General features: G+C 47.4%; 18 protein-coding genes. 8 read left to right on the top strand and 10 right to left on the bottom strand.

What is annotated here, in order from left to right; genetic code table 11:
- The first annotated feature begins 190 nt into the window (after nt 1-190).
- Nucleotides 191-703 carry a hypothetical protein gene (locus AC1DXC_RS10355; RefSeq protein ID WP_477459073.1) on the top strand — a complete coding sequence of 171 codons (513 nt, stop codon included), beginning with the start codon at nt 191-193 and terminating at the stop codon, nt 701-703.
- Nucleotides 704-788: 85 nt separating this feature from the next.
- On the opposite strand, the gene AC1DXC_RS10350 is transcribed toward AC1DXC_RS10355, so the two are convergent.
- On the bottom strand, nt 789-1,727 hold the full coding sequence (locus AC1DXC_RS10350) for a prolyl oligopeptidase family serine peptidase (RefSeq protein WP_477459072.1): 939 nt from the start codon (nt 1,725-1,727) through the stop codon (nt 789-791).
- A 181-nt stretch (nt 1,728-1,908) separates the two neighbouring features.
- Here AC1DXC_RS10350 and AC1DXC_RS10345 point away from each other — a divergent pair, with 181 nt between their 5' ends.
- Nucleotides 1,909-2,928: a hypothetical protein gene (locus tag AC1DXC_RS10345; protein WP_477459071.1), complete on the top strand. Its 1,020-nt coding sequence runs from the start codon at nt 1,909-1,911 to the stop codon at nt 2,926-2,928.
- A 232-nt stretch (nt 2,929-3,160) separates the two neighbouring features.
- The gene (locus AC1DXC_RS10340; RefSeq protein ID WP_477459070.1) at nt 3,161-4,762 is read left to right on the top strand and encodes a hypothetical protein; all 1,602 of its coding nucleotides are present in this window, start codon (nt 3,161-3,163) and stop codon (nt 4,760-4,762) included.
- A 223-nt stretch (nt 4,763-4,985) separates the two neighbouring features.
- On the opposite strand, the gene AC1DXC_RS10335 is transcribed toward AC1DXC_RS10340, so the two are convergent.
- Entirely contained in the window at nt 4,986-5,858 is an 873-nt protein-coding gene (locus AC1DXC_RS10335; protein ID WP_477459069.1) for a YitT family protein, read from the bottom strand.
- 247 nt (nt 5,859-6,105) lie between these two features.
- Between AC1DXC_RS10335 and AC1DXC_RS10330 the strand changes: the two genes are divergently transcribed.
- From AC1DXC_RS10330 to AC1DXC_RS10320, 3 genes are all read left to right on the top strand, one after another.
- On the top strand, nt 6,106-9,651 hold the full coding sequence (locus AC1DXC_RS10330) for a sensor histidine kinase (RefSeq protein WP_477459068.1): 3,546 nt from the start codon (nt 6,106-6,108) through the stop codon (nt 9,649-9,651).
- Nucleotides 9,652-9,810: 159 nt separating this feature from the next.
- Nucleotides 9,811-12,465 carry a DUF7133 domain-containing protein gene (locus AC1DXC_RS10325; protein ID WP_477459067.1) on the top strand — a complete coding sequence of 885 codons (2,655 nt, stop codon included), beginning with the start codon at nt 9,811-9,813 and terminating at the stop codon, nt 12,463-12,465.
- A gap of 32 nt (nt 12,466-12,497) precedes the next feature.
- Nucleotides 12,498-13,403 (top strand): TFIIB-type zinc ribbon-containing protein, encoded by a 906-nt coding sequence (locus AC1DXC_RS10320; protein WP_477459066.1) that lies wholly within the window; start codon nt 12,498-12,500, stop codon nt 13,401-13,403.
- Nucleotides 13,404-13,469: 66 nt separating this feature from the next.
- Here the strand turns inward: AC1DXC_RS10320 and AC1DXC_RS10315 are convergent, their stop codons facing one another.
- The gene (locus AC1DXC_RS10315; RefSeq protein WP_477459065.1) at nt 13,470-14,204 is read right to left on the bottom strand and encodes an AAA family ATPase; all 735 of its coding nucleotides are present in this window, start codon (nt 14,202-14,204) and stop codon (nt 13,470-13,472) included.
- 171 nt (nt 14,205-14,375) lie between these two features.
- On the opposite strand from AC1DXC_RS10315, the gene AC1DXC_RS10310 reads away from it, so the two are divergent.
- Nucleotides 14,376-16,214 (top strand): alkaline phosphatase, encoded by a 1,839-nt coding sequence (locus AC1DXC_RS10310; RefSeq protein ID WP_477459064.1) that lies wholly within the window; start codon nt 14,376-14,378, stop codon nt 16,212-16,214.
- A 52-nt stretch (nt 16,215-16,266) separates the two neighbouring features.
- Entirely contained in the window at nt 16,267-16,758 is a 492-nt protein-coding gene (locus tag AC1DXC_RS10305; protein ID WP_477459063.1) for a hypothetical protein, read from the top strand.
- Between the two features lie 21 nt (nt 16,759-16,779).
- Here AC1DXC_RS10305 and AC1DXC_RS10300 read toward each other — a convergent pair whose 3' ends face one another.
- The 7 genes from AC1DXC_RS10300 to AC1DXC_RS10270 form a co-directional block, all read right to left on the bottom strand.
- Entirely contained in the window at nt 16,780-17,427 is a 648-nt protein-coding gene (locus AC1DXC_RS10300) for a hypothetical protein (protein ID WP_477459062.1), read from the bottom strand.
- A gap of 100 nt (nt 17,428-17,527) precedes the next feature.
- Nucleotides 17,528-18,262 (bottom strand): MIP/aquaporin family protein, encoded by a 735-nt coding sequence (locus tag AC1DXC_RS10295; RefSeq protein WP_477459061.1) that lies wholly within the window; start codon nt 18,260-18,262, stop codon nt 17,528-17,530.
- A gap of 29 nt (nt 18,263-18,291) precedes the next feature.
- On the bottom strand, nt 18,292-19,806 hold the full coding sequence (glpK, locus tag AC1DXC_RS10290) for a glycerol kinase GlpK (protein ID WP_477459060.1): 1,515 nt from the start codon (nt 19,804-19,806) through the stop codon (nt 18,292-18,294).
- Nucleotides 19,807-19,860: 54 nt separating this feature from the next.
- Nucleotides 19,861-21,438 carry a glycerol-3-phosphate dehydrogenase/oxidase gene (locus AC1DXC_RS10285; RefSeq protein WP_477459059.1) on the bottom strand — a complete coding sequence of 526 codons (1,578 nt, stop codon included), beginning with the start codon at nt 21,436-21,438 and terminating at the stop codon, nt 19,861-19,863.
- A gap of 271 nt (nt 21,439-21,709) precedes the next feature.
- The gene (locus AC1DXC_RS10280; protein WP_477459058.1) at nt 21,710-22,189 is read right to left on the bottom strand and encodes a hypothetical protein; all 480 of its coding nucleotides are present in this window, start codon (nt 22,187-22,189) and stop codon (nt 21,710-21,712) included.
- Between the two features lie 2 nt (nt 22,190-22,191).
- On the bottom strand, nt 22,192-22,383 hold the full coding sequence (locus AC1DXC_RS10275) for a hypothetical protein (protein WP_477459057.1): 192 nt from the start codon (nt 22,381-22,383) through the stop codon (nt 22,192-22,194).
- 79 nt (nt 22,384-22,462) lie between these two features.
- Entirely contained in the window at nt 22,463-23,839 is a 1,377-nt protein-coding gene (locus AC1DXC_RS10270) for a sigma-54-dependent transcriptional regulator (RefSeq protein ID WP_477459056.1), read from the bottom strand.
- Nucleotides 23,840-23,866: the final 27 nt, after the last annotated feature.

Genomic DNA, 23,866 nt, shown 5'->3' with positions numbered 1-23,866 from the left:
GTGGTTGGAGAATAGAGGTTAGTGATTGGAGATAAGTGCATCAGGAAATCCTTTAATCCCATAAACGGCGAAGCCTTCTTGAGCACCAAAAATGATCAATAGGCGAAAAATCAAGGTTCAAAAATAGTTCAGAATAGAGAGCTGCCCGTGAGGGTGGCTCTTTTTGTTTGGGAATTTGTACATTTAAATAATGAAACCTATAATCCTATCAATCACGATAATCTGCCTGTTCGTAGCCTGCAAACCTAAATCCAAAACTGATTCACCAAAGCAGCCATACGAGTTAATTATTAATCAAGATCAAATTCCACCTGTGAGTGATATAACATCACCATATCAAATAGAAACTTTCAGAGGTATAACAGTTCCAATAACACTTTTGAACAATAGCAATGATACCCTAAAATATGTTAATATGAGCTGCTCGAGTGATGAGATTTTCTCTACCAATTCAAACAAGGTAGTACTGTTTAGGCATGGCTGTGATAAAAATATCGATGAAATACACACCGTTCCGCCGCATCAATCAGAAACTATTAACCGTGCTTTAGTAGTAAGCGACAAAACGAATGAAGGCGAAAAATTCAAGGTTAGTATGTCATTAATATTTAGCACGGACTATCAAAGTTTATACACTTTAAATGAGCATATTTCAAAGCATAAGGGCATAACAATATGGTCAAATGAGGTGCACATTCCCTAAATATTTTCCTATTTAATGAAAAGCTGCCCGGGAGGGTGGCTTTTTTTGTCAGGTTACGTAGAGAAACGATTAACGCGCTGCCCTATTATTTTCCGGCTTCCTTTAAAAAGAAATCTGTCATTTTTTTAAAAGTATTGTCATTAAAAGTAATCGGCCCATGCTGGCCGCCAGGAACAGTAATAAATTCAGTCAGTATTCCCCGTTCTTGTAATGCTTTAGCAAAAAGCACACTTTGGCAATAGGGTACAACATTATCTGCATCGCCATGAATTACTATAAAATGAGGATCTGAACTATCCAGAAAGGTGATGGGATTGAGAAGAGCTATCATATCAAGATTTTCGGCCGGATTGCCTCTGATAAGCGCCGCTTCGGGAGAGTCTGCTCCTTTTGGTTTGTTACACCCATCCATCAGGGCCATGTCGATAGGGCCGAACCAATCAACTGCCGCGTTTACAGCACTGCTGGTTGCGGTATAATTTCCAACATTTCCTTCTATATTAACTTTCACTTTTCCCACTGTAAATTCTTTAACCGCATTTGATGTTGCGGCGAGCGAGGCAAGATGCCCACCTGATGAATAGCCTGTAATGCCAATAAATGAAGCATCAATTTGATATTTACCTGCATTTGCCCTTATATACCGTACCGCAGCTTTTACATCATTGATCTGGGCCGGATAAGGAGCATCTCCACTCGATCTGTGGTTAATGGCTATAACCGCAAAACCGTTGTCGAGCAATGATTTTCCAAAAGCATCAAATGCAGCTTGTTTCAAATTATTGCCATACCATGCACTACCGTATATTACAATAACTGCCTTATAAGTGGGTTTTGCTACTGCGGGCAAATAGATGTCGAGGTTATGATACTCTTTGCCATCATCGGCATAATTCAAATTGAGCCATTGCTTAACATCTACAGTAGATGGAATAATTACGCTATCTTTTGTTAATTGCTGACTTTTTTTGCAGCTAAGAAGTAATACAACAAGGACTGAGAAGGCTAATCTTAAAGTGGTCATTTAGTCTGGTTTAGGCCAAACATAATATTAGTATTTCATATGCTCAAGCTTTACCAAAAAATAAGACAACTTATTGCCAAATACTTATGGCAATTGTTTCAATAGAGAAGGCGGTAATAACGTTAATCATAATTCGTTAACAGTGCATATTTACTAGCCTCAATTTCACTATTTTTATCCAATGAAACACCTAAGCCTTCTTGCCTGTCTGATGTTGGTATTCAAAGGAATGTCGGCTCAAGTACATCCTGAGGGCGCGTCATCAGCCAAATTAATAATAGATTATACTTCAATTTCGTACACAACCGACCTGCAACCGCAACTTTACGTACAGTTTTCAGTAATCAATAACACTAACAAGGAACAGGTTTATTTAACAGGAGAAGACGCACCTTCGATGTTTTTTAGTGTGGATAACGAAGATCTAATATTGCCCCCTGATAACAAAAACGTAGGCAACAATTCTTACATTCATAGGACGATTGCGTCCCATGGCAGTATGAATATCGGGCTGATTTTTAAACTTCGTCATGAGCCCGACAGCGTATTCAGGTTTAAATTAGGGATGAAACTGGTGCCTTATAGCGCGAACGCAAATGATATCAAATTACGTAATGTGGAAACCACATGGTCTGATGTGAATGAAGTTAAGTTAAAAAGGGGCAGGACTTTTTACGAACGGGCGATAAAGGAAAAGGCACAACGCAATCTTCAGGAACCATTGCCAATTTACCACGCACTTACACCACAAGAAAGAAACGACTACGCATTGACCGTCGATTCAGGCAAAATTGGTTTACCGGTTGATACCAGTATGTATTTTTTCGTTGATAAGCGAAAAACTAAATTCCTGTTATGTTACGTCAACCTGGAGAACCATTCAAACGACACGCTTGCGTATGTTACCATGAATTGTAATTACCTTAATATATTTCTGGTGGATAATAAAGACTTTTCGATTCCGCCCATTATGTGTTATAAGAATGGCCCTGAAGTAGTTAAAATTCCTCCACACGGTGCCCGCAAAATGTCGATCCCGCTAATGATTAACCGCTTCGGGCCTGAGAATCGGAAATTTAGAATGGGAATGAGCCTTCAGAAGTTTGTGAGCAGGGAACAATTACGGTTTGATCCGGAATTATACCTGCTTAGGCCCGAAACGAGCAACCTCATCTGGTCAAACGAAGTACACATCCCATAGGCAATTCCATTATCAATGCCGCCTTATCATCCATCTAATTGGTGAAATTGTTTCCTCAAATCGGTGTAATCTTAAAAGGTTAAATCACCCTCCATCTCCCCGTGTTTCCCCCCTAAAACAATTTGTTAACAATAAGGTAACGGATTGTGTATAATTATACGAAACATTAACCCCAGTTTTGAACGTATAATTAATAATAATTAACTCATACTCACTTACACTACAAACATCTATGAATTATTTCTCTAAATTAAAATTGCCGCTACTCTCAGTAGTGGTTGCAGGTTTATTGGCCACGGGTTGCCAGAAATCAGAAAATCAAAAAAAGGATGCCCCGGCAACGGCAGTAAGCACCCTAAAAACAGATGCGGTTACCTTAACCCAGGGCTTTGAGGTTGGCGCAACCAGCCCAAAAACTGCTTATGATGTATCGCCAACCGGCTCTTCGAGCGGCGACAATGTCACCCTTTCGGGCAATTCCTGGAACTTGTATGATGCGCTTATAGGCAACCTTTCCGGCGATAAAAAGGCAGGCTCATGGTCGGCACGTATACGCAATACTGGTAAAGTTACCATGCTGTACAACCTGACTACCGGCATCAGCAGCGTAACAGTTAAACACGCAACATACGGTACAGATGGCAACAGCACCTGGGGCTTGTTCTACTCGGTAAACAGCGGCAGCAGCTGGACACAGGCCGGCAGCAACGTAACCACCAGCAGTACCCTTACCACCCAAACATTCACTTTTACCGTTAGCGGTACCGTACGTTTGGAGATCCGCAAACTTAGCGGCGGTGCCGACCGTATCAATATCGACGATATCACCGTTAACGATAACGCTGGCGGCGGTGGTGGCGGCACCGTACTTACGGGCAAGAAATTCCTGTTTGATGCCAGTCACCTGGAAAACGCCGGCAGCGCCGATTGGCAGATTGATGCCGACGGTACCGAGAACGTGCCTTTATACACAGGTGGTACCACTGTAGAAACCAAAGCACAGCGTTACCCAACGCCATCATACACTGGTATCACCTCAAGCACTGCCGAAAATTACTGGAAAGGCGCTATGTCTGCCTGGGCAGTAGAGTTGGTTAAAAAAGGCGAACTGGTAGAAACCCTGCCTGTTGGCACCGCGCTTACTTATGGCGATGGCTCAAACCCGCAGGATTTGAGCAATTACGATGTTTACGTGGTAATTGAGCCAAACCGACTGTTTACCGCGGCAGAAAAAACCGCTATCATGACCTTCGTGTCAAACGGCGGCGGATTGGTAATGGTTGCCGACCATACCGCAGCTACCACAGGCGGTACCGATGCTAACGGCTACAACCCATCAGACCGCGACGGCGATGGCTACGATTCGCCACGCGTTTGGAACGATCTGATGACAAATAATGGTATCAACAATAACAATCCATTCGGTTTTACCGTAAATTATGTTGATATCAGCGAAGGGCCGTCCACCAATGTTTACACGGGTACAAATACCAACGCAACTATCGTACTTAACGGCGCGGCAGGTACGGCATCTAAACTGGCCTTTTACAATGGCTCCACCGCAAACCTTACACCTGCTACCAATGCAACAGTGCAGGGCTTGTTCTGGAGGAACAGCGCAACCAACGGCGGGACTGCCAATGCCATGGCGCTATTAGCTACCTACGGTAATGGCAGGGTGTTCTTTATAGGTGATAGTTCACCATCAGACGATGGCACCGGGGATACCGGCGACAACCTGTTCAACGGCTGGAGCGGCGATTCGCCATCGGGCTTTACCTCGCACCCTGCATTGCATCTAAATGCATCGCTGTGGGCGGCTAAGGCACAATAAATTTAGCGTACTCAAGATTAGTTTTCGTTTATATTTCAGAGCGGCGGGTGTAATACCTGCCGCTTTTGTTATGTAAAGTGGGGAAGGATAATATCGAACACCGAATGCTGAATATCGAATGATGAAGTACCGAAGAAAATAGTTACCACCGAATTTTGATTGGTCAAGTGGAAGTGACTTCGAAATTCAGCGTTCGAAATTCAGCATTCGATATTCAAAAAAATTAGTGTCTCGCGCGCTTTTTAAGTACCCCGCCGGCAGCCTCTTTAATGGTGCTGGTGAAGATGAATGCTTTAGGGTCTATCTCGTGCACCAGATTGCGCAGGCGGCGCACTTCCAGGCGGGTGATAACTGTGAACACGATATCTACGGGCTGGCTGATGTCGAAACTTTCCTTTAAAAAGCCGCGTTCGCCTTTGTAAACGGTAATGCCCCGGCCAAGCTCCATCACCAGGCGTTCTTTAACAAATTCGCTTTGCCCGGAGATGATGGTAACACCTGTATATTCCTCCAGGCCCTCTATCACAAAGCTAATGGTTTTGGAGGCTGTGTAATACGTCATGATGGAGTAGAGTGCGGTCGGCAATCCGAGTTCGAAGGCCGCAATCAGGAAGATGATGATATTGATACCGAGGATAATTTCGCTGATGGTGAAACTGATGCGCTTTCCGGTGTACAGGGCCAAAACTTCGATGCCATCCAGTGCGCAGCCGCCACGTATGGCCAAACCAACACCTATCCCCATAAATACCCCGCCGAATATCGAAACCAGTAACTTGTCTGACGTTATCTTATCCGGGTAATGTACAAATTGCAGGCATAAGCCAAGCAGTATGATAGCCACCAGCGTTTTTACCGCAAACATTTTATTCACCTGGAAAGCGCCCATAATAATAAAGGGAATGTTGGCTAATACAATCACCACTGCGATATTGAAATGGTAAAGCTCGTGCAGCAACAAGCTCATACCTGTTACGCCGCCATCAAAAAAAGCATTGGGTATTAAAAAACTCTTGAGGGCAAATCCGCAGAACAAGATTCCTGCCAGGGTGTAAGCTATATCGGTTGCCCATTGTGCTAGATGTGTGCTTTTCATTCAGTATGCTGATTTACAGTTGCTTTTAGATGTTGCGTTTGCGGCTCCATGTCCGCACTGCAGAGAAAACATCCGTTATATGCTTTTAAGGGCTAAGATATTAAATGTTTGCAGGTTTGCCCGCTTAAGTTTGCTTTTTGATAAATTAGAAAAATATAGGTTGCGGCAACGTTTATTAGCCTGGCAATATTTGATATTTAGCATATAAAGTTGTTATTTGAACAATTAATTAAACCGCTCCCGCTCCATGAAGAGATTATTGTTGCTGGCCTTGCTGCTTGCCGCCTGCTTTTTCGGCAAGGCGCAAACGTCCCACCTTTATTTTGATAACCTGGGTATCAAACAAGGCCTGCCCGAATCCTATGTACGCACACTCGTACAAGATAACGAGGGCTATATGTGGTTTTCTACCCAAAACGGCCTGGTGCGGTACGATGGCTATAATCATAAGGTGTACAACCTTGGTAATAATAAGCTCAATACCAGGACTGTAACCAGCGTAATCAGCATCGTAAAAGGGGGTGATAAAAGCCTTTGGGTTTCCGTAATTGGCAATGGGCTTTTTAGGTATAACCGCGCTAAGGATAATTTCGATCAGTTTGCACAGCCGGCCAACATAAAACAGCCTTATTTGGTTGTCAAATTGATAGACAACCAGGGGAAGGTTTGGGGCCTTGCGAGCGACAATGGTATCAAGATTTTCAAATTCGACCCTGCAACTAACAAATTCGAGTTTTTTGGCAACCATGTAAAAGGCAACAATTACATAAATGCCAAAACCATGATGAATTTGCAAAAAACGGCCGATGGGAAGATATGGATAGGTACAGAGAACGGGCTGTATAGTTATACCGGGCCCGGCAAGCCGCTTAAAGGTTACCTGGTTAATACCGATACTACTAGATTTATTGGAGTAAACCCGGTGTACGAGGCACCATCGCAGCCAGGCATATTTTGGCTAAACCTTTTCCACGGTAATAATATCGATTTGCGGGTAGCCTCTTTCGATGCCAAAACCGGGAAGATCATAAAAGAATACCACCCATCCGAAAATCAGGATAGCATTTATGATGCCGGTATATATGCCGTTTACGAAGATAAAAAGCAAAGGCTGTGGTTTACCACCGAGAAAGGTCTCTCCAAATTAGACCGGCAAACCGGCAAGTTTGCCAACTATCTCGTCAACGATACCGCAGCAACGCAATTACACGCCATTGAAGAAGATAAGAACGGCAAGTTTTGGATCTCTCCGCAAAACGGCCTGCTTTACTTCGACCCGGAAACCGGCCATTTTGAATATTACACGCAAAAGCCCAATCAGGCGGGTGCCTTGCAAAACAGCAATCTAACCCAAAAACTTATTGATAACAGCAATAACCTTTGGTTTGGCTTATTCCATGGCGGCGTAAGCAAGCTAAGCAAAACAAAAAGTGCTTTCGAACTCATCACGAAAACCAACGATAAGTTTAGCAGTTATCCTGGCGGGCCGGCGCGCATTGTGTCGTCTACAGCTTCGCGCACCGTTATACAAAAGCAGGACGGCCTGTATAACTGGGATACGGCAACCGGGCGTTTCAGCAAATTTTATAGCGCAGCGCCCGGGCAGCCAATTTGGTATGCCTGTGCAGATGGCAACACCTATTACCTGGCTACAGGCAACGGCTTTGTGGTTTATAATGTAGCTAACGGGGCAAAAACAACATACCGTAACAAACCGGCCGATACCTCAAGCATCCCCGGCAACGATCTGTCGTTAGTTTATAAAGATAATACAGGCACCATTTGGATAGGCCTTGACGAAAATGGGGGTGGGGGCATATGCTCGTTCGATCCCGCTACAAAAAAGTTTACCAGGTTTCCCTACCACTCAGTCAATAATAATCCCTTCAAGGAAAATGACGGCGCACTGGACGACCAGCGCGTAATCAGTATTTATGAAGACATGCAGAACACGCTTTGGGTTGGCACCAACGAGGGCGGCCTGAACAGGTTCGATCGTGCGACCGGGAAGTTCTTCTCGTACCTCAATGAGCAAAACAAAAAAATGATTTGTATATCCTCGATATATGAAGACAGGGCGGGTAGGTTTTGGGTAGGCACTTATCAACAGGGCCTTTTTCAGTTCGATCGCCGCAAGGGCGTTTATAACCGCCAGGTAAACGAGCAATCGGGTTTGTTGTACAATGGCGTTATCGGTATCAAAGAAGACTCAGTAGGGCGTATATGGGTTGCAACAGATCGTGGGCTTAACCGGCTCCAGCCCAAAACGATGGCATTAAGGAGCTTTAAGATGGACGACATCGTGCCCGGCGTTACGCTCAGCGAGTTCGGGGCGCAAAACCTGGCAGATGGCCGTTTTGTATTGTCTATCAATAGCGGGCTGGCATTGTTCGATCCTAAAGACCTCGATGACGACGAGTACCCGCCAATGGTACATATCGAAAGCATCCGTTACAATGCCCCGGGTGCAAACGATAGCCTGGCAAAGCAATCTATAAGATTCGGGTTGAACAAACTGGAGCTTTCGCATAGCCAGAACAGCGTCACTTTCAACTATGTGGGGCTACAATACGAGAACCCGGCCGGCAATACCTACGCCTACATGTTGGAGGGCTACGACAAGCAATGGATACAGGCAGGTACCAACCGTAGCGTTACCTATAATAACTTACCGGCAGGCACTTATACTTTTAAGGTAAAGGCTGCCAACAGCTCGGGCGTGTGGGAAGAAAAAGGCGACAGCCTGGTAGTAGTGGTAAACCCGCCATGGTGGTTCACCTGGTGGGCCTGGGTAATTTGGGCAATTGTATTCATAAGCATTATCTATTACTATGTAAAATACCGCTCGAGGCAATTGGTTTACGAAAATCAGCTGCTCGAAGAAAAAGTAGCCCAGCGTACCGACGAATTGCAAGAGGCTAACAACGGCCTGAGCGAACAGCAACTGGAGCTTACGGCCCAACGCGATATTCTGGCTAACACAGTGAACGAGTTAAAAGCCACCCAGCAGCAACTGATACAAAGCGAAAAGTTGGCCTCGCTCGGCGAACTTACCGCGGGTATCGCCCACGAGATACAGAACCCGCTCAACTTCGTTAACAATTTCAGCGAAGTGAGCATAGAGCTTGCTATTGAAATGAAGCAGGAACTGCGCAGCGGCACCAAAAAGGAAGCTATCTCACTGGCCGACGACATCGTACTGAACCTGGAGAAAATAATCCACCATGGCAAACGTGCCGACGGCATCGTAAAGAACATGTTGCAGCATAGCCGCAACAACTCGGGCGAGAAGCACGAGACCGATATGAACGCCCTGGTAGATGAATACCTGAGGCTGAGCTACCATGGCCTGCGCGCCAAAGACAAAAATTTCAACTCCGAAATGGTGCTGGATCTGGACCCCGATCTGCCGAAGATTAACGTCATCCCGCAGGATATGGGTAGAGTGATGCTCAACCTGTTCAACAACGCGTTTTATGCCGTGCAGCAAAAATGCAAAACGGGTGACAAAAAATATAAGCCACTGGTAGAGGTATCCACCAGTTTGTTTACCCCGCCAAAAGGCAAAAGCGAGATACGCATCTACGTAAAAGACAACGGCAATGGCATCCCCGAAGCTATCCGCGAAAAGATAATGCAGCCCTTTTTCACCACCAAGCCAACCGGCGAGGGTACGGGACTGGGTTTATCGCTAAGTTATGATATCATCGTAAAAGGCCATCGCGGCAAAATGGATATGACAAGCAAGGAAGGCGAATACACCGAGTTTACGATTCACTTGCCGGTGGCTTAGGGATAAGAGCGCGGTTTTTGGAAGAGGTTACCTTCCAAAAACCACACCTCTCACAAACATATCCGTTTTAACTGTCACTATAACATTTTTACAAACAAAGATGGTATATCGCCTTATAAAGTTTTATATTGGCCACTTTATCTAAAACCGATTATTCCCATGTTAAAGTCTTCCCTCTCTATTTTTTTCGCCTTGATGTTGCTGGGCGCAATCAGGTATTTTGCACTGCCGGATTCGCAGCCAAAAATGCATACAACCGCAAGGCCCTCCGCCAAACCGAAAGCCACTAAGGCCAACGCCTGGCCCGATGGCTTAACTGTAACGCCCTTTACCGGGCCCGATCTTACGCCAAGTCCCGCCTGCCTGGCAACTGCACCAACCGGCGAAGTGTACGTAGGTGTGGATATGATGGGCTCCCTGGGCAAAGCACCAGGCAAGGGCCGCATATTGCGGTTGGTTGATAAGGACAATGACGGGAAAATTGATGAGCACACCGAGTTTGCCAAGGTTGATAACCCTCGTGGCATATTTGTACTGGGCGATAAGGTGTATGTGCTGCACACTATATTCTCTGCCGAAACGCAAAAAGCTACCGGTATGGATCTGGTGGTATTCGAAGATAAAAACCACGACGGCGTGGCCGATGGCCCATCGCAGCCCGTTGTAGAACATTTAAGCAACCCCAACATGCTGGCGGAGCGTGGTACCGACCACGCCACAAACGGTATCCGCATGGGAATAGATGGCTGGATATACATCGCCGTGGGCGATTTTGGTTTCCATGATGCAATCGATCGCTCGGGCAAGAAACTGACCATGCTGGGCGGTGGCATCGTACGCGTACGGCCCGATGGTACCGAGCTGGAGATATTCTCACACGGTACGCGTAACATCTACGATGTAGCCATCGACCCTTATATGAACGTTTTTACCCGTGATAACACCAATGATGGTGGCGGCTGGAACATCCGTTTCTCGCATCACCTGCAAAGCGGCGAATACGGTTACCCCACGCTGTTCCAGAATTTTACCGATGAGATATTGCCCGCCCTCGTTGATGTAGGCGGCGGCTCAGGCACCGGTGCTTTATTTATGGATGAGCCCACCTGGCCCGAAAAATACAACCACGTGCCCATGATGGCCGATTGGGGCCGCAACGAGCTCTACATTCACCGCGTTACGCCTAATGGTGCAAGTTTTACGCAAAAACAGGAAGATTTTATCGACTTGCCGCAAATTACCGATTTGGATGTAGACGGCTCCGGCCGCTTGTACCTTTCCGCATGGGATGGTGCCGGTTATGAGGGCAGCGCATCGAAAGGTTATGTGGTACGCGCCGTGCCCAATGGTTGGACCTATAAAGCTTTCCCCGATTTAAAGGCAGCATCCGTTAAGGATTTGGCAGGCATGCTTACATCAGCAAGCGCAGTAGCCCGCTTTTATGCCTCGCAGGAATTATTGTTGCGCCCGGTGAATGAGGCCGGTGCGGCAGCATTCTCCATAGCGTCGAACACGGCTTCGCCTTTATATGGGCGTGTGGCGGCATTGTTTACTTACGCGCAGGTAGCAGGGCAGGGCAGCGTGCCTGCATTGGCGCAGCTCGCCAACGATAAGGATTTAAAAGAGTTTGCCCTGAAAGCCCTGGCCGACAGGAAAGGCTTCCTGCAAAATGTACCAACAGAACCATTCCTCGCTGCGTTAAAAGACCCATCGCCACGTGTTCAGGCTGCCGCGATAATAGGCCTTGGCAGGCTGGGCAGGGCAGAGGCTGCTAAGGCATTGCTGGAGACTCCCGTTCCCGCATCATTCGTAGCTCCTGCAAAAGGAACCGAGGGACCACATGCTACACCTAATGCAGCTATTGTGCCGCCTCATTTGGCAGTACGCGCCCTGGTAAGCCTTAACGCGGTAGATGCATGCGTTGAGGCCATCGGCACAAAAAACGCTACCCTGGCGCTTTGGGCCTTGCGCTATATGCACGATGCCAAAGCGGTAGACGGACTAATAGCAGCATACGGCAAAGCCAAATCGCCAAAACTGAAAGAACAAATTTTGGTGACACTAGGCAGGCTTTACAAAACCGAAGCACCTTATGACGGCAGTTGGTGGTGGAGCACCCGGCCCGATTCGCACGGGCCATACTATCGGGCCATCAATTGGGAATCATCACCTAAAATAGCTGCTTTCTTAACCAGCGTGCGCAGCAAGGCAAACGCTGCCGGTAAGCAATTTTTTGCCGACCTGAATGCCCGCGACCGTATGGAAATCAAGGCCTTCGGCGGCGAGGAAAAAGTTGTCGCTGTAAAAGAGGTAAAAATAGACCTCGAAAAGATACGAAGCAAGAAGGGCCAGATAGGCAAATCGTCTATCGAGGATATTATGCTGGCTTTGGCCAAATTAAAAGGCGACCCTGCTAAAGGCAAGGCCTTATTCGCACAGCAAGGCTGCATCGCCTGCCATAGCATCAAAAAAGGCGAGAAGCCGAAAGGGCCGTTTATGGGGCAGATTGGCTCTATCATGACGCGTCAGCAAATAGCGGAATCTATCCTGAAACCGAGCGCATCTATTTCACAGGGCTTTGCTACGGTTACCATAACTGCAAAAGGCGGCAAAACCTATATGGGTTTTATCACCGGTGAATCTGCCGGGAAAATTACGATGCGCAATATCTCCGGCGATGTTTTTACGGTGAATACCGCCGATATCCTCTCGCGTAAGGAGATGAAAACATCGATGATGCCGACGGGGCTGGCTAATGCGTTATCGTACGACGAATTCGCATCGCTGGTTACGTTTTTATCGCAGCAGAAATAGAAATTGACGGTAAAGAATCTGCATAATAACTAATGGAGAGTAATGATTTAGGTAAATGTGTCAATTGTGGTGCCGGGCTGATACCCGAAACTCCAACCACGTTAAAATGCCCCTATTGCGGCAGTGTGGTGAGCGTGGAGGATGCTGACGTACAGGAACTCGTTGCGGAACCTGTTAGTCATGCAAGCGAACGTATGGCGGCCAATGTTGCCGCAGACGAAAATCAAAATGGGTGTGGGTTGATAGCTGTCGTATGTGTCGTGGTATTTTTAGTGATATGCATAGCAATAGGCGTACGCAGGGCAGCCGAGAATTCCAATTATAATGCCGCTGACTCATCGGCTATTGACACACCCGCTATGAAAAACAAAGCGGAAGATTCTTTAACGGTAGACAGCAATGCTCCAGACCAAAGATGGTTTATTATCTCTGCATTGAAAGAGCTGTCATCTATATCTGTGGATAAGGCAACTTTCAAAAAACTTTACGCCAATGCGCGCAAAAAGCGTGATGAGTTTTCGAGTAACACATTTATCTATGATAGAACTTCGCCGCATTACTCCAACGTCAGTGGCGTGTATGCCTATATCGTGGCCAACGGCACCGATTATGAATTCCGGTTCCGTACCCAATACGTTGCAGAAAACTGGTTGTTTATCGAACGCATGACGGTTAATACCGATGGCGAGAATACAGGTTTGTCGCCCAAATTCGAAAGAGATAATGGCGATGGCAAGATATGGGAATGGAGCGACGATGCCTCTTCCGACGACGAATTGCGGCTATTCGTTAACATAGCGAAAGCCAAAAAAGCAAAAATCAAATACGATGGCGAAAAGTATTACGATGCAGTCACCATTACGCCCAGGCAACAAGCTGCATTAAAACGGCAATTGCAAATTTATAAGGGATTGCTTTTGAAGTACGATAAGCCTTGAAAGGATTATTAAAGGCTTTGCGCAGATTTGACAACTCTTAAAGAGTTGTCAAATCTTATGTAATGCTCACTCTTCCATCAAATGCCGCAGGTAAGCCGCCGGGTTATCCAGAAACGATTTCGTCAAATAATAATGTTCGGTATCTTCATAGCTGGTTTCGCGCACACCCGCATCGTCGAATTGGTAGATGGTAGCGCCAGGGTAGCAGATGAGTATGGGCGAATGCGTGGCGATGATGAATTGCGCGCGGCCGCTACGGTCCAGCTGGTTGAGAGTTGCCATAAATGCCAGTATCCTCGCCGGCGATAGGGCCGCCTCGGGCTCATCCAGCAGGTAAATACCTGCTTCGAACTGATTGTTGAATAACGCCAAAAAAGATTCCCCGTGCGATTGCTGGTGCAGCGGTCGGCCGCCGTAGGCCTGCAGAAGTCGGCGGTCGTTCATGGCCATTTCATCGATGTACGATGCGAAGTTGAAGAAGCTCTCGGCCCGCATAAAAAAGCCTTCGGTTATCCGTTTGGGCGTCCAGCCCAGTTGCAGGTATCTTGCCAACGCCGATTCGTAGCCTTCGAAACGGTGGCCGGTATTCATATTATGGTTGCGGTTTCCTCCGCGCAGGCTGAAGCCACATTGTTCGGCAATGCCCTCTAACAAGGTAGATTTCCCCGATCCATTCTCGCCAACCAGGAAAGTGATATTGTTTTGCAGCCTTAGTTGCAGGCCCTGGCTAAGGCTGGGTATGCCTTGCAGGTAACTGCCATCGGGCAATTCGGAGAGAGATATACGGGATAAGAAGGGCATGGGCTGAAAAGGGTATGCTGTAACCCAAACTTAGCATTTTTAGGATAAATAAAGACGGATTGTCTGTGATGACGGTGTCGGCGCAGAAATTTAACACAATTATCAACTTATCTTTACATCAAAGGCAGCGGCAAATAAGCCGGTGAGCCTATCTTTGCCGCTCTCGAAATTATGAAGACACTACATAAATTGATGCTGGCCTGTGCCTCGATTATTGCCGTAAGCCAAGCCGCAATAGGCCAGATAAAACCCTATACCGTTGCCAATGCCCATTCGCATAACGATTATAAGAACAGCATCCCGTTTTACCTCGCGTATGACAAGGGTTTCGGCTCTATAGAGGCCGATGTTTATGCTGTTGACGGCAAGCTGATGGTAGCCCATAGCAAAAGGGAGATTAATGCCAACCGTTCTTTACAGGCCTTATACCTGGATCCGCTTTCCGAAAAACTCAAGAACGATCCCAAACGCCAACTCCGGCTTCTGATAGAGATAAAGGAGAACTACAAAGCGGTATTGGCATTGGTGGTAGAAGAACTTAAGCCCTTGGCCCAATACATTTCTTCCCCAAATCATGCGGGTCGTTTATCCATCGTGATGACGGGTGCCGTACCTCCCGCTACGGAGATGCCTAACTATCCGGATTGGATTAGTTTCGACGTGGACCATCTCAATGGCTTCACCCCGCAGCAATGGCAAAAGATAGGCCTGGTAAGCTTCCCGCTGGGCAAGTATGTGCGCTGGAGCGGCAAAGGCGTGTTGAATAAGGAAGAAATTAAAAGGATAAAAGGCGTGATTGACAGCGTGCATCAGGCCGGGAAGATGATACGGTTTTGGGAAAGTCCGGATACCAAAAGTAGCTGGCTCGCCCTGATGCGTTTGGGCGTGGACGTAATCGGTACGGATAAGATCGAGGAGCTTGGCGACTTCCTGAATAGCAAAGCACGGGGCGAGTACCTGCAGCCCAAAGCTTATCCCATCTACCAGCCGACTTACAAAACCGACGGTACAATAAAAAAGGTAAAAAACATCATCCTGTGCATCGGCGATGGCATGGGCCTGGCGCAGCTTTATGCTACATACACCGCCAATCAGGGCAAACTGAATATCTTCGGGATGCGGAATATTGGCTTTTCGGTAACCAATGCGGCGGATGCTTACATTACCGATTCGGCCGCCGGGGGCACCGCATTTGCTACCGGCCAAAAAACTAACGACAGGGCTGTTGGCGTGGATGCGAATGGCAAACCTTTGCAATCCCTTGCAACCTACAGTGCGGCTGCAGGCAAAAAAACAGCCATTATCGCGGTGTGCTCCTTAACGGACGCTACGCCTGCGGCCTTCTACGGGCACCGGCAGGAACGGAGCGATACTACCCTCATTGCTACCGATATCATCTATTCCAACGCCGACATATTCATCGGCGCGGGCTATAGCGATTTCACCACTAAGGTGAATGGCGTACCCGTAACGGATTTGATGAAGCAACGCGGTTACTCGGTTATCCGCAACTTTGATGATTTCCTGAAATCCCCTGCCAAAAAGATATTGGCTTTGATGGACGATACGGCTACCCGCCCAAAAATATCAGGCCGTGGCGATTACCTGCCCCTGGCTTTTAAAAAGGTTACCGCAGCATTCAAGAACAGCCCCAACGGCTTTTTTATGATGGCCGAGGGTTCGCAGATTGATTATGGTGGTCACGAGAATAACCTGGCGCAGGTAATTACCGAGAACGCCGATTTCGACAGGATGGTAGGAGAGGCCCTGCGTTTTGCCGACCAGGACGGCGAAACCCTGGTCATAGTAACTGCCGACCATGAAACAGGCGGCCTTACACTACTGGATGGCGACATCAAAAAAGGTTACGTTTTAGGTAATTTCAGTACTAACGACCATACCGGCACGCCCGTACCCGTTTTTTCCTATGGCCCGCATTCCGGCGATTTTCGGGGCGTTTACAGCAATACGCAGATATTCGATAAGATATTGAAGCTGATGAAAAAGTAAAGCGTATTTGTGCTTATCTTGGATGCCGCTGCGTAAACGCACGGCGGTTGCGATGAACGGATATAAAAAACACAGGGGGTTAAAGCGGTATTATAAAGGGCTTGCAACAAGAAATAATTTTGATGGAGCAGGTTCGCCGGATTTTGCGAATCCGGATGGGTGGTTTGATTACTGGCATGAGCACTTTGATAATAAAGGTTATGGTAATACCAGTTTCAAACGCAGGGCACCGCATTTAGATATGTTATTCAGGCATTTTGACATCCTTGTACAAAAAACAAAAAATCTGGATAAACCTTTTCAATTATATGCGATATTGTTAGATTACGACAGTTACGATGATGCCTTGTTTTTGCATACGCCAAATCCAAACAATAGCCAGTTCCCATTTCAGGTTACAGATTTAAAGCCAACCACTACGCTGACGAATAAGCCATTAAATGATTATATAAACCAATTAACTGGTTACGAAAAACTGTACGGCCAGGCAGATGAAGCTTTCTGTTTGTTATTTAAAAGAGGAGTGGGTGAGCCGCTTTGGTAAATCTATTCGAAACTTGAAACCTTACTTTAACTGGTACAACTCATCTGCTCTCGCGTACAATTCGTCGTTTTCCGGCAAATTGTTCACCATGCAGTTAAATAAGGCAATGGCGTAGATATTGCGCCGCTGGTCGGCATCAAGGTTGGCTATTTCTACGTCTTTTTTCCAATTACGGCCGGGGTACTTCTCCACGTAGCGCTTCTCGTAAACTTCGAGCATTTGTCGCAAAAATGAATAATCCAGCCAATGCGGCAAGGCATACATACCGCTAACGCTTTGCACTTTATTACGCATTTGTTTATCTGCAGTGCTCGCCTTCCCAAAGTAGAAACTGAGATACACCCAAAGGACTATAGATAGCAAGGCCAGCACACACCTGAAAAGAAAACTATGCTCATAAAATACGCCACTGCCGTATTCACTGAAAATATCGTACAGCATAAATGCAGCAAACATGCCGCTAAACAACCGCAAGTAGGTCGCCAAAACGCTTTTGCCTTGAGTAGGGATATCCACGCCGGCTCGTTTACGGAATTCAGAATCGGTCACGTACATAGAGCCAACTGGGAAAATGGGCACGAACATAATGTGAAAGAATTTGCTTTCTATCCAATGCCCCTCATGGCTGGCTATCCTGCCGTAAAAACCCGTGCCGAAAGTAATCAACATATGATAAGATTTTAAGTCGCACCAAGATATTGATTTCCGGAATAAAAAAGGCCCCCAAATTTGAATTTGGAAGCCTTCAAATGATTGGAAAAATTTAATCTTACCTTAACAACGCCAGGTACAAGCCCGCTGCAAGCCCCGCACCTATCAATGGCCCTATAACGGGTATCCAGGAGTAGGCCCAATCGCTGCTGCCTTTGCCTTTGATGGGTAATAGCATGTGTACGATGCGCGGGCCAAGGCCTCGGGCGGGGTTGATGGCATAGCCTGTAGTGCCGCCTAGGGCAAGGCCAATTACCCAAACCAGCAGGGCCACCGGCAAGCCACCTACAGAACCTAAGCCAATTTGCGTTTTGGCGGGTGTTATCTCCGCACCGGTGATGTAAAATATGGTAAATAGCAATACGAAGGCCCCGATGATCTCACTGGCAATGTTCGATATATAATTGCGCACTGCCGGGCCGGTGCAAAACACTGCAAGGATGGCACCGGGCTCGTTTTCGCGTTTGTTGAAGTGGTCGTAATACATTACCCAAACCAAGGTAGAGCCTAAAAATGCGCCAATGAATTGCGCAAGGATGTAGGCGGGCACGCTGGCCCAGGCAAATTTGCCGGCAATTGCCAGCGCAACGGTTACGGCCGGGTTAAGGTGCGCGCCACTGTACGGACCGGCGATAACCACCCCAACAAAAACGGCCAGGCCCCAGGCCGTGGTAATTACCATCCAGCCGCTGTTATTCCCTTTGGTATCTTTTAACAAAACGTTGGCAACTACGCCGTTGCCTAGCAACATCATCAACATGGTGCCGAGCAGTTCGGCCATAAACGGACTCATATCTTGTGGGTTTAATTGGTTTATCGAATTTAGGCTATTTCGTCAGGTTTTTGCAGACTTGACCAGTGTTGGGCAGTACTAACCGCTCTTTTCCAGTCTGCAACGTCGGCTTCGATATCAGAACGGTTGTCTTGGGGCTCAAATACCCTCTCTGCCGACCATAGCTGCTGTATCTCGGCAATATCTTTCCAATAACCAACGGCCAATCCGGCCAGGTAGGCAGCACCAAGCGCGGTAGTTTCTACGATGCTTGGGCGGATAACCTTGCAACTTAATACATCCGCCTGAAATTGCATTAGCAGGTCATTAGCGGTTGCGCCGCCGTCTACCCGCAGTTCTTTTATCTCCATGCCGGCATCGGCTTCCATGGCTTTCAATACATCCATGGTTTGGTAGGCAATAGAGGCCAGTGCCGCGCGCGATATGTGGCCGACTGTACTGCCGCGGGTTAAGCCAACTATAGTGCCGCGCGCTTCGGGATCCCAATAGGGAGCACCCAGGCCCGCAAAGGCAGGTACGAAGAACACACCGCCGGTATCTTCCACGCTCATGGCCAGGCGCTCTACGTCGGCAGAATTTTTGATGATGCCAAGCCCGTCTCGCAGCCATTGTACCACCGCGCCGCCAATAAATATGCTGCCTTCAAAGGCGTATTGTATCTCGCCGTTAATCTTCCAGGCGATTGTGGTCAATAAGTTGTTTTTCGATTCGATGAACTCATTACCGATGTTCATCAGCATAAAACAGCCCGTGCCGTAGGTGTTCTTAACCATAGCCTTGTCTATACACATCTGACCGAACAAGGCGGCATGCTGATCGCCCGCTATGCCTGCAATAGGTATCTTGCTGGCAAATATAGTGGTAGCGGTTTCGCCATAAATTTCGCTCGATTGTTTTACCTCGGGTAGCAAGCTTTTCGGGATATCCAATAAGGCGAGTAGCTCATCATCCCATTGCTGGGTGCGGATGTTAAACAACATAGTACGGCTGGCGTTGGTAACATCGGTAACATGCACATGCCCGCGGGTAAATTTCCATACCAGCCAGCTATCTACCGTGCCAAAGGCCAGTTCGCCGGCCTCGGCCGAAGCACGTGCGCCTTCCACATTATCCAGTATCCATTTTATTTTCGAGCCCGAAAAATAGGCATCTATCACCAGGCCAGTCCTGCTGCGTATCAAATCGGCATGGCCCTGTTGTTTCAGCTCGTCACAAATAGCAGCTGTGCGGCGGTCTTGCCATACAATGGCGTTGTAAACAGGTTCGCCGGTTTGTCGGTTCCATACGATGGTGGTTTCGCGCTGGTTGGTGATGCCGATGGCTTTGATGTTAGTGCCGTTTAAGCCGGCCTTAACGGTTGCTTCGGCCGCTACCCCAGCCTGGGTCGACCAGATTTCGTTAGGGTCGTGCTCAACCCATCCCGGCTTTGGGAAATACTGCGTAAATTCCTTTTGAGCAATGGCTACGGGCGTACCTAGGCGGTCGAAGACGATGGCCCGGGAGCTGGTGGTTCCCTGGTCAAGCGATAAAATGTACTCTTCCATAATGAATTAAGCTATTAAAGGTTGGTTGGTTATTGGTTGGTTTGTGCTGGAGCCTTATTTATCCAGCACATAATTAAGTGCAATATCATGAAATGAATTCACTTGTGCATGCTGCCATAATAGGTCTTTACCCATTTCTTCGGCCATTAAACGGGCAACCTCTGCGGCCATGGCAATAGCCGTGCGCGCATCAAGGAACAGCACCCGTGTGCGTCGGGCCAGTACATCTTCTACAGTGCGGGCCATTTCGGCCCTTATGGCCCATACTACTTCGCCCTTCAGGTATTCATTATCCGGATGTACGCGTTGCGTCCATTCTTCACGGTCGTTGATAACTGCCATCACCTTTTCTATATCGGCACCGTAAACGAATAGGTGATTGCTCCAATCGGGGTTGGGTTTGCTTCCATGAATTGGCAGTTCCGCCGTGCGGCAAGCTTGCTGTTTTATGCCGCCCACTTCTATCGCTTTGTCGATGGTGTCCCGCCCCATGCGCCTGTAGGTGGTCCATTTGCCGCCGGTGATGGTAATGAGGCCCGATGGCGAAACCAATATTTTATGGCTGCGCGAGATTTCCTTTGTTTTGGATGAACCATTTTGCGGGGCAGCCAGGGGCCGCAAACCCGCGAATACGCTCAGTACATCTTTGCGCTCAGGCTTTTTGCTTAGGTACTGCGCTGCGGTACTCATGATAAAATCGATTTCTTCTTCCAAAGCAACCGGTTCCAGGCTGTGCTCGTCAATAGGCGTATCTGTAGTACCCACCAGCAACTTATTATGCCATGGCACGGCAAATAGTACACGGCCATCCGTTGTTTTGGGGATCATGAGGGCATCCTGCCCCGGCAGGAAAGATTTATCAAGCACGATATGAACGCCCTGGCTCGGCCTCACCAATGGTTTTTTACCCGGCGTATCCATCTGCAAAATATCATCGACAAAAACACCCGTGGCGTTGATTACGATTTTTGCTTTGATTTGATACACTTGCTTTGTCTCCAGATCTTGAGCGGCAAGGCCTGCCACCTGATTTTGGGTGTTTTTGATGAGCCCCGTAACCTTAAAATAATTTAATACCGTTGCACCTTGTTCGATGGCCGTTTGGGCCAGGTTGACGGCCAGGCGCGAGTCATCAAACTGCCCGTCGTGATAAGCCACGCCGCTTCTTAAGCCTTCGGCCTTTAGGCCAGGAAGCCTTTGCAATGTTTCTATTTTGGACAAATGCTTTGCCCGGCCAAAGCTTAGCTTGCCGGCCAGCAGATCGTACACGGTGAGGCCGATGGTGTAGAACATGCCGCCCCACCAGTTGTAATTGGGGATGATGAACGTTTCGTTTTTTACCAGGTGAGGGGCGTTTTTAAGCAATAGTCCCCGCTCGTACAGGGCTTCGCGCACCAGGGCAATATCGCCCTGGGCCATGTAGCGCACGCCGCCATGTACCAGTTTTGTTGCCCGGCTCGATGTGCCCTTGGCAAAATCTGCCTGCTCCAGCAATAGCGTAGCCAGGCCGCGCGACGCTGCATCAACGGCTGTGCCTAAGCCGGTTGCGCCGCCACCCACGATAACCACGTCCCAAACTTTCCCGGTATCATGTAAAGGCTTTATGATTTGCTCCCTGCTGAAGATGCTCATCTTTTTAGATTGATGTATTGGTTTGCGTATCAAATATATAAAACGGGGCGTTTTTATCGCCACGAAAAAAAGGGAACAAGCAGTTAGCTGTTCCCTTTCCTGGCCGGTACCGGAGATTACCCGGCCGGCATGGTTTATTCTCCCCGTTTCAGCCCAAATTTTTCAATTTTACTATACAAGTGACTGTGTTGGTTATCGATATCGTCGGCAGTTTTGGATACGTTCCCGTTGTTTTTTTGAGCTTGAACTTGAGATAAAAACGGGGAAGCTTTTAATAATCACCTCGCTGCGTTTTTATCATTTCCAATGCTTGCACGTCAATTTGGTCTTTAAGCCTGTTTACTGTTTTTTTATTTTCGATAAGCTGGTTAATATGTAAAAAGGGCACACTTACACCCTCAAAATCAGCCACTGAGGCCATTTCCAGGCAGTCGTTAAATGAATACCCTTCAAGGCCTTTCATGCCAACCATAATATCAATGGTAAAATTATTATTAAGTTGGAAATCGGTCCAGCCGGGAACAAACTGCATGGTTTCTATCATCGGATAATCGCCCATATCACATTTTGCAAAAGCCTTTCTTAGGGCTTGCCTGTTCTCCAACGTATCATCTATCCAAATATCCATGTCGCCGGTAAAACGCGCAAAGCCGTGAAAATTCATTGCATATCCACCAACCAAAATGTATTTCACATTAAAGTATTGGAGGGCTTTCCAAAGATTTAAAATATACTCATCAAAAATATCCACGATTATTTTTTTATGAATGGCTTATGCGTGATTATCGCTTTATTCATGGTGAGGTGCGCTTTGTATAAACTGGTGGCCATCAAAAATCGCTCTTTATAGGTCCTGGCGAGCCCTTCCTTAATCTGTTTTATTTCTGCTTCGGTAAGTGAGGGTTTCTTTTCGTCAACCATGGCGCACTTTTTAGGTACTATCAAATTTAAACAAAATGGTAGGTATTAACAAAAGAAGCCGGCCCTGTTTTCACAAGTCGGCTTCTCTTTTATAAACTTATATTTATTCTCCCCGTTTCAGCCCAAATTTTTCAATTTTACTATATAGGTGGCTGCGTTGTATATCTATATCGTCCGCGGTTTTAGAAACGTTCCAGTTGTTTTTTTCGAGTTTGAATTTGATGTACTCGCGTTCGGCAAAATCTTTATATTCCTGGAAATTGGTAAACTGGTCGAAATCTGTTTGGGGCGCAGCTGCTGCGGCCACTGCGGTAACCGGCGAACTTGGGTTGGCGAATGCCTTTACGTCGGCATCGGTAATTGTTTTATCGCTCAGGATAATGAGGCGCTCTACCATGTTGCGCAACTCGCGGATGTTTCCCGTCCACGGCAAGGCTTTGAGTGCCTCAAGGGCTGCGTCGGATATTTTTTTGGTGGGCATGCCGTATTCGTTGCATATCTCATCCAAAAACGATTGTGTGAGCAGCGCGATATCATCACGGCGCTCGGTAAGCGGCGGTACGTGTATCAGGATAACGCTTAGGCGGTGGTACAAGTCCATACGGAAGTTTCCTGCCTCAATCTCTTTCAGTAAATCTTTATTGGTTGCCGCTACCACGCGTACATCCACATCTATTTCTTTTTCGCCGCCTACGCGGGTGATTTTGCTTTCTTGCAGGGCGCGAAGCACTTTGGCTTGTGCACTTTGGCTCATATCGCCAATCTCATCCAAAAAAAGCGTGCCACCGTTTGCCGATTCGAACTTGCCGATACGTTGTTTGATAGCTGAAGTAAAGGAGCCCTTTTCGTGCCCAAACAACTCGCTTTCTATCAATTCTGAGGGGATGGCCGCACAGTTTACCTCAATGATGGGGCCGTTGCTGCGGTTCGATTTTTCGTGCAGCCAACGGGCAACCAGCTCCTTACCGCTACCATTGGCGCCGGTAACCAGTACGCGGGCATCGGTAGGGCCTACGCGCTCGATAGTTTCTTTTATTTTTAAGATAGCCTGCGATTCGCCCAGGATAGGGCGCACCTTGGATGCCTTGCGCTTGAGTACCTTGGTTTCTACAACCAGGCTCCCGCGATCTAAAGCGTTGCGTACAGTGATTAGCAGGCGGTTGAGATCCGGCGGTTTAGAGATGAAATCGAACGCGCCTTTTTTACTGGCTTCTACGGCGGTTTCTACCGTGCCGTGGCCCGATATCATAATAAAAGGCAAATCGGGTTTCAGGGCTAAACCTTCGGTAAGCACTTCCATGCCATCCATACGGTTCATCTTTATATCGCACAGTACCAGGTCGTAATCGTTTTTGCGGATAAGTTCGAGGCCATCTATGCCGTTGTCTACATCTTCTACAACGTAGTCTTCATATTCCAGTATCTCGCGCAGCGTGTTGCGGATAGACCGCTCATCATCAATTATTAGAATTTTTGCCATGTGTTGTTAAAACGTAGTTTAGGTAGA

The sequence above is a fragment of the Mucilaginibacter sp. P2_D11 genome, from assembly GCF_056404435.1.
The sequence above is the reverse complement of the archived record's forward strand: the minus strand, read 5'-3'. Positions and strand labels throughout refer to the sequence as shown.

What these genes read in the sequence shown, in the direction of transcription:
- AC1DXC_RS10355 (WP_477459073.1), top strand. Translation starts at nt 191, where the DNA reads ATGAAACCTATAATCCTATCAATCACGATAATCTGCCTGTTCGTAGCC.
- AC1DXC_RS10350 (WP_477459072.1), bottom strand. Translation starts at nt 1,727, where the DNA reads ATGACCACTTTAAGATTAGCCTTCTCAGTCCTTGTTGTATTACTTCTT.
- AC1DXC_RS10345 (WP_477459071.1), top strand. Translation starts at nt 1,909, where the DNA reads ATGAAACACCTAAGCCTTCTTGCCTGTCTGATGTTGGTATTCAAAGGA.
- AC1DXC_RS10340 (WP_477459070.1), top strand. Translation starts at nt 3,161, where the DNA reads ATGAATTATTTCTCTAAATTAAAATTGCCGCTACTCTCAGTAGTGGTT.
- AC1DXC_RS10335 (WP_477459069.1), bottom strand. Translation starts at nt 5,858, where the DNA reads ATGAAAAGCACACATCTAGCACAATGGGCAACCGATATAGCTTACACC.
- AC1DXC_RS10330 (WP_477459068.1), top strand. Translation starts at nt 6,106, where the DNA reads ATGAAGAGATTATTGTTGCTGGCCTTGCTGCTTGCCGCCTGCTTTTTC.
- AC1DXC_RS10325 (WP_477459067.1), top strand. Translation starts at nt 9,811, where the DNA reads ATGTTAAAGTCTTCCCTCTCTATTTTTTTCGCCTTGATGTTGCTGGGC.
- AC1DXC_RS10320 (WP_477459066.1), top strand. Translation starts at nt 12,498, where the DNA reads ATGGAGAGTAATGATTTAGGTAAATGTGTCAATTGTGGTGCCGGGCTG.
- AC1DXC_RS10315 (WP_477459065.1), bottom strand. Translation starts at nt 14,204, where the DNA reads ATGCCCTTCTTATCCCGTATATCTCTCTCCGAATTGCCCGATGGCAGT.
- AC1DXC_RS10310 (WP_477459064.1), top strand. Translation starts at nt 14,376, where the DNA reads ATGAAGACACTACATAAATTGATGCTGGCCTGTGCCTCGATTATTGCC.
- AC1DXC_RS10305 (WP_477459063.1), top strand. Translation starts at nt 16,267, where the DNA reads ATGAACGGATATAAAAAACACAGGGGGTTAAAGCGGTATTATAAAGGG.
- AC1DXC_RS10300 (WP_477459062.1), bottom strand. Translation starts at nt 17,427, where the DNA reads ATGTTGATTACTTTCGGCACGGGTTTTTACGGCAGGATAGCCAGCCAT.
- AC1DXC_RS10295 (WP_477459061.1), bottom strand. Translation starts at nt 18,262, where the DNA reads ATGAGTCCGTTTATGGCCGAACTGCTCGGCACCATGTTGATGATGTTG.
- glpK (WP_477459060.1), bottom strand. Translation starts at nt 19,806, where the DNA reads ATGGAAGAGTACATTTTATCGCTTGACCAGGGAACCACCAGCTCCCGG.
- AC1DXC_RS10285 (WP_477459059.1), bottom strand. Translation starts at nt 21,438, where the DNA reads ATGAGCATCTTCAGCAGGGAGCAAATCATAAAGCCTTTACATGATACC.
- AC1DXC_RS10270 (WP_477459056.1), bottom strand. Translation starts at nt 23,839, where the DNA reads ATGGCAAAAATTCTAATAATTGATGATGAGCGGTCTATCCGCAACACG.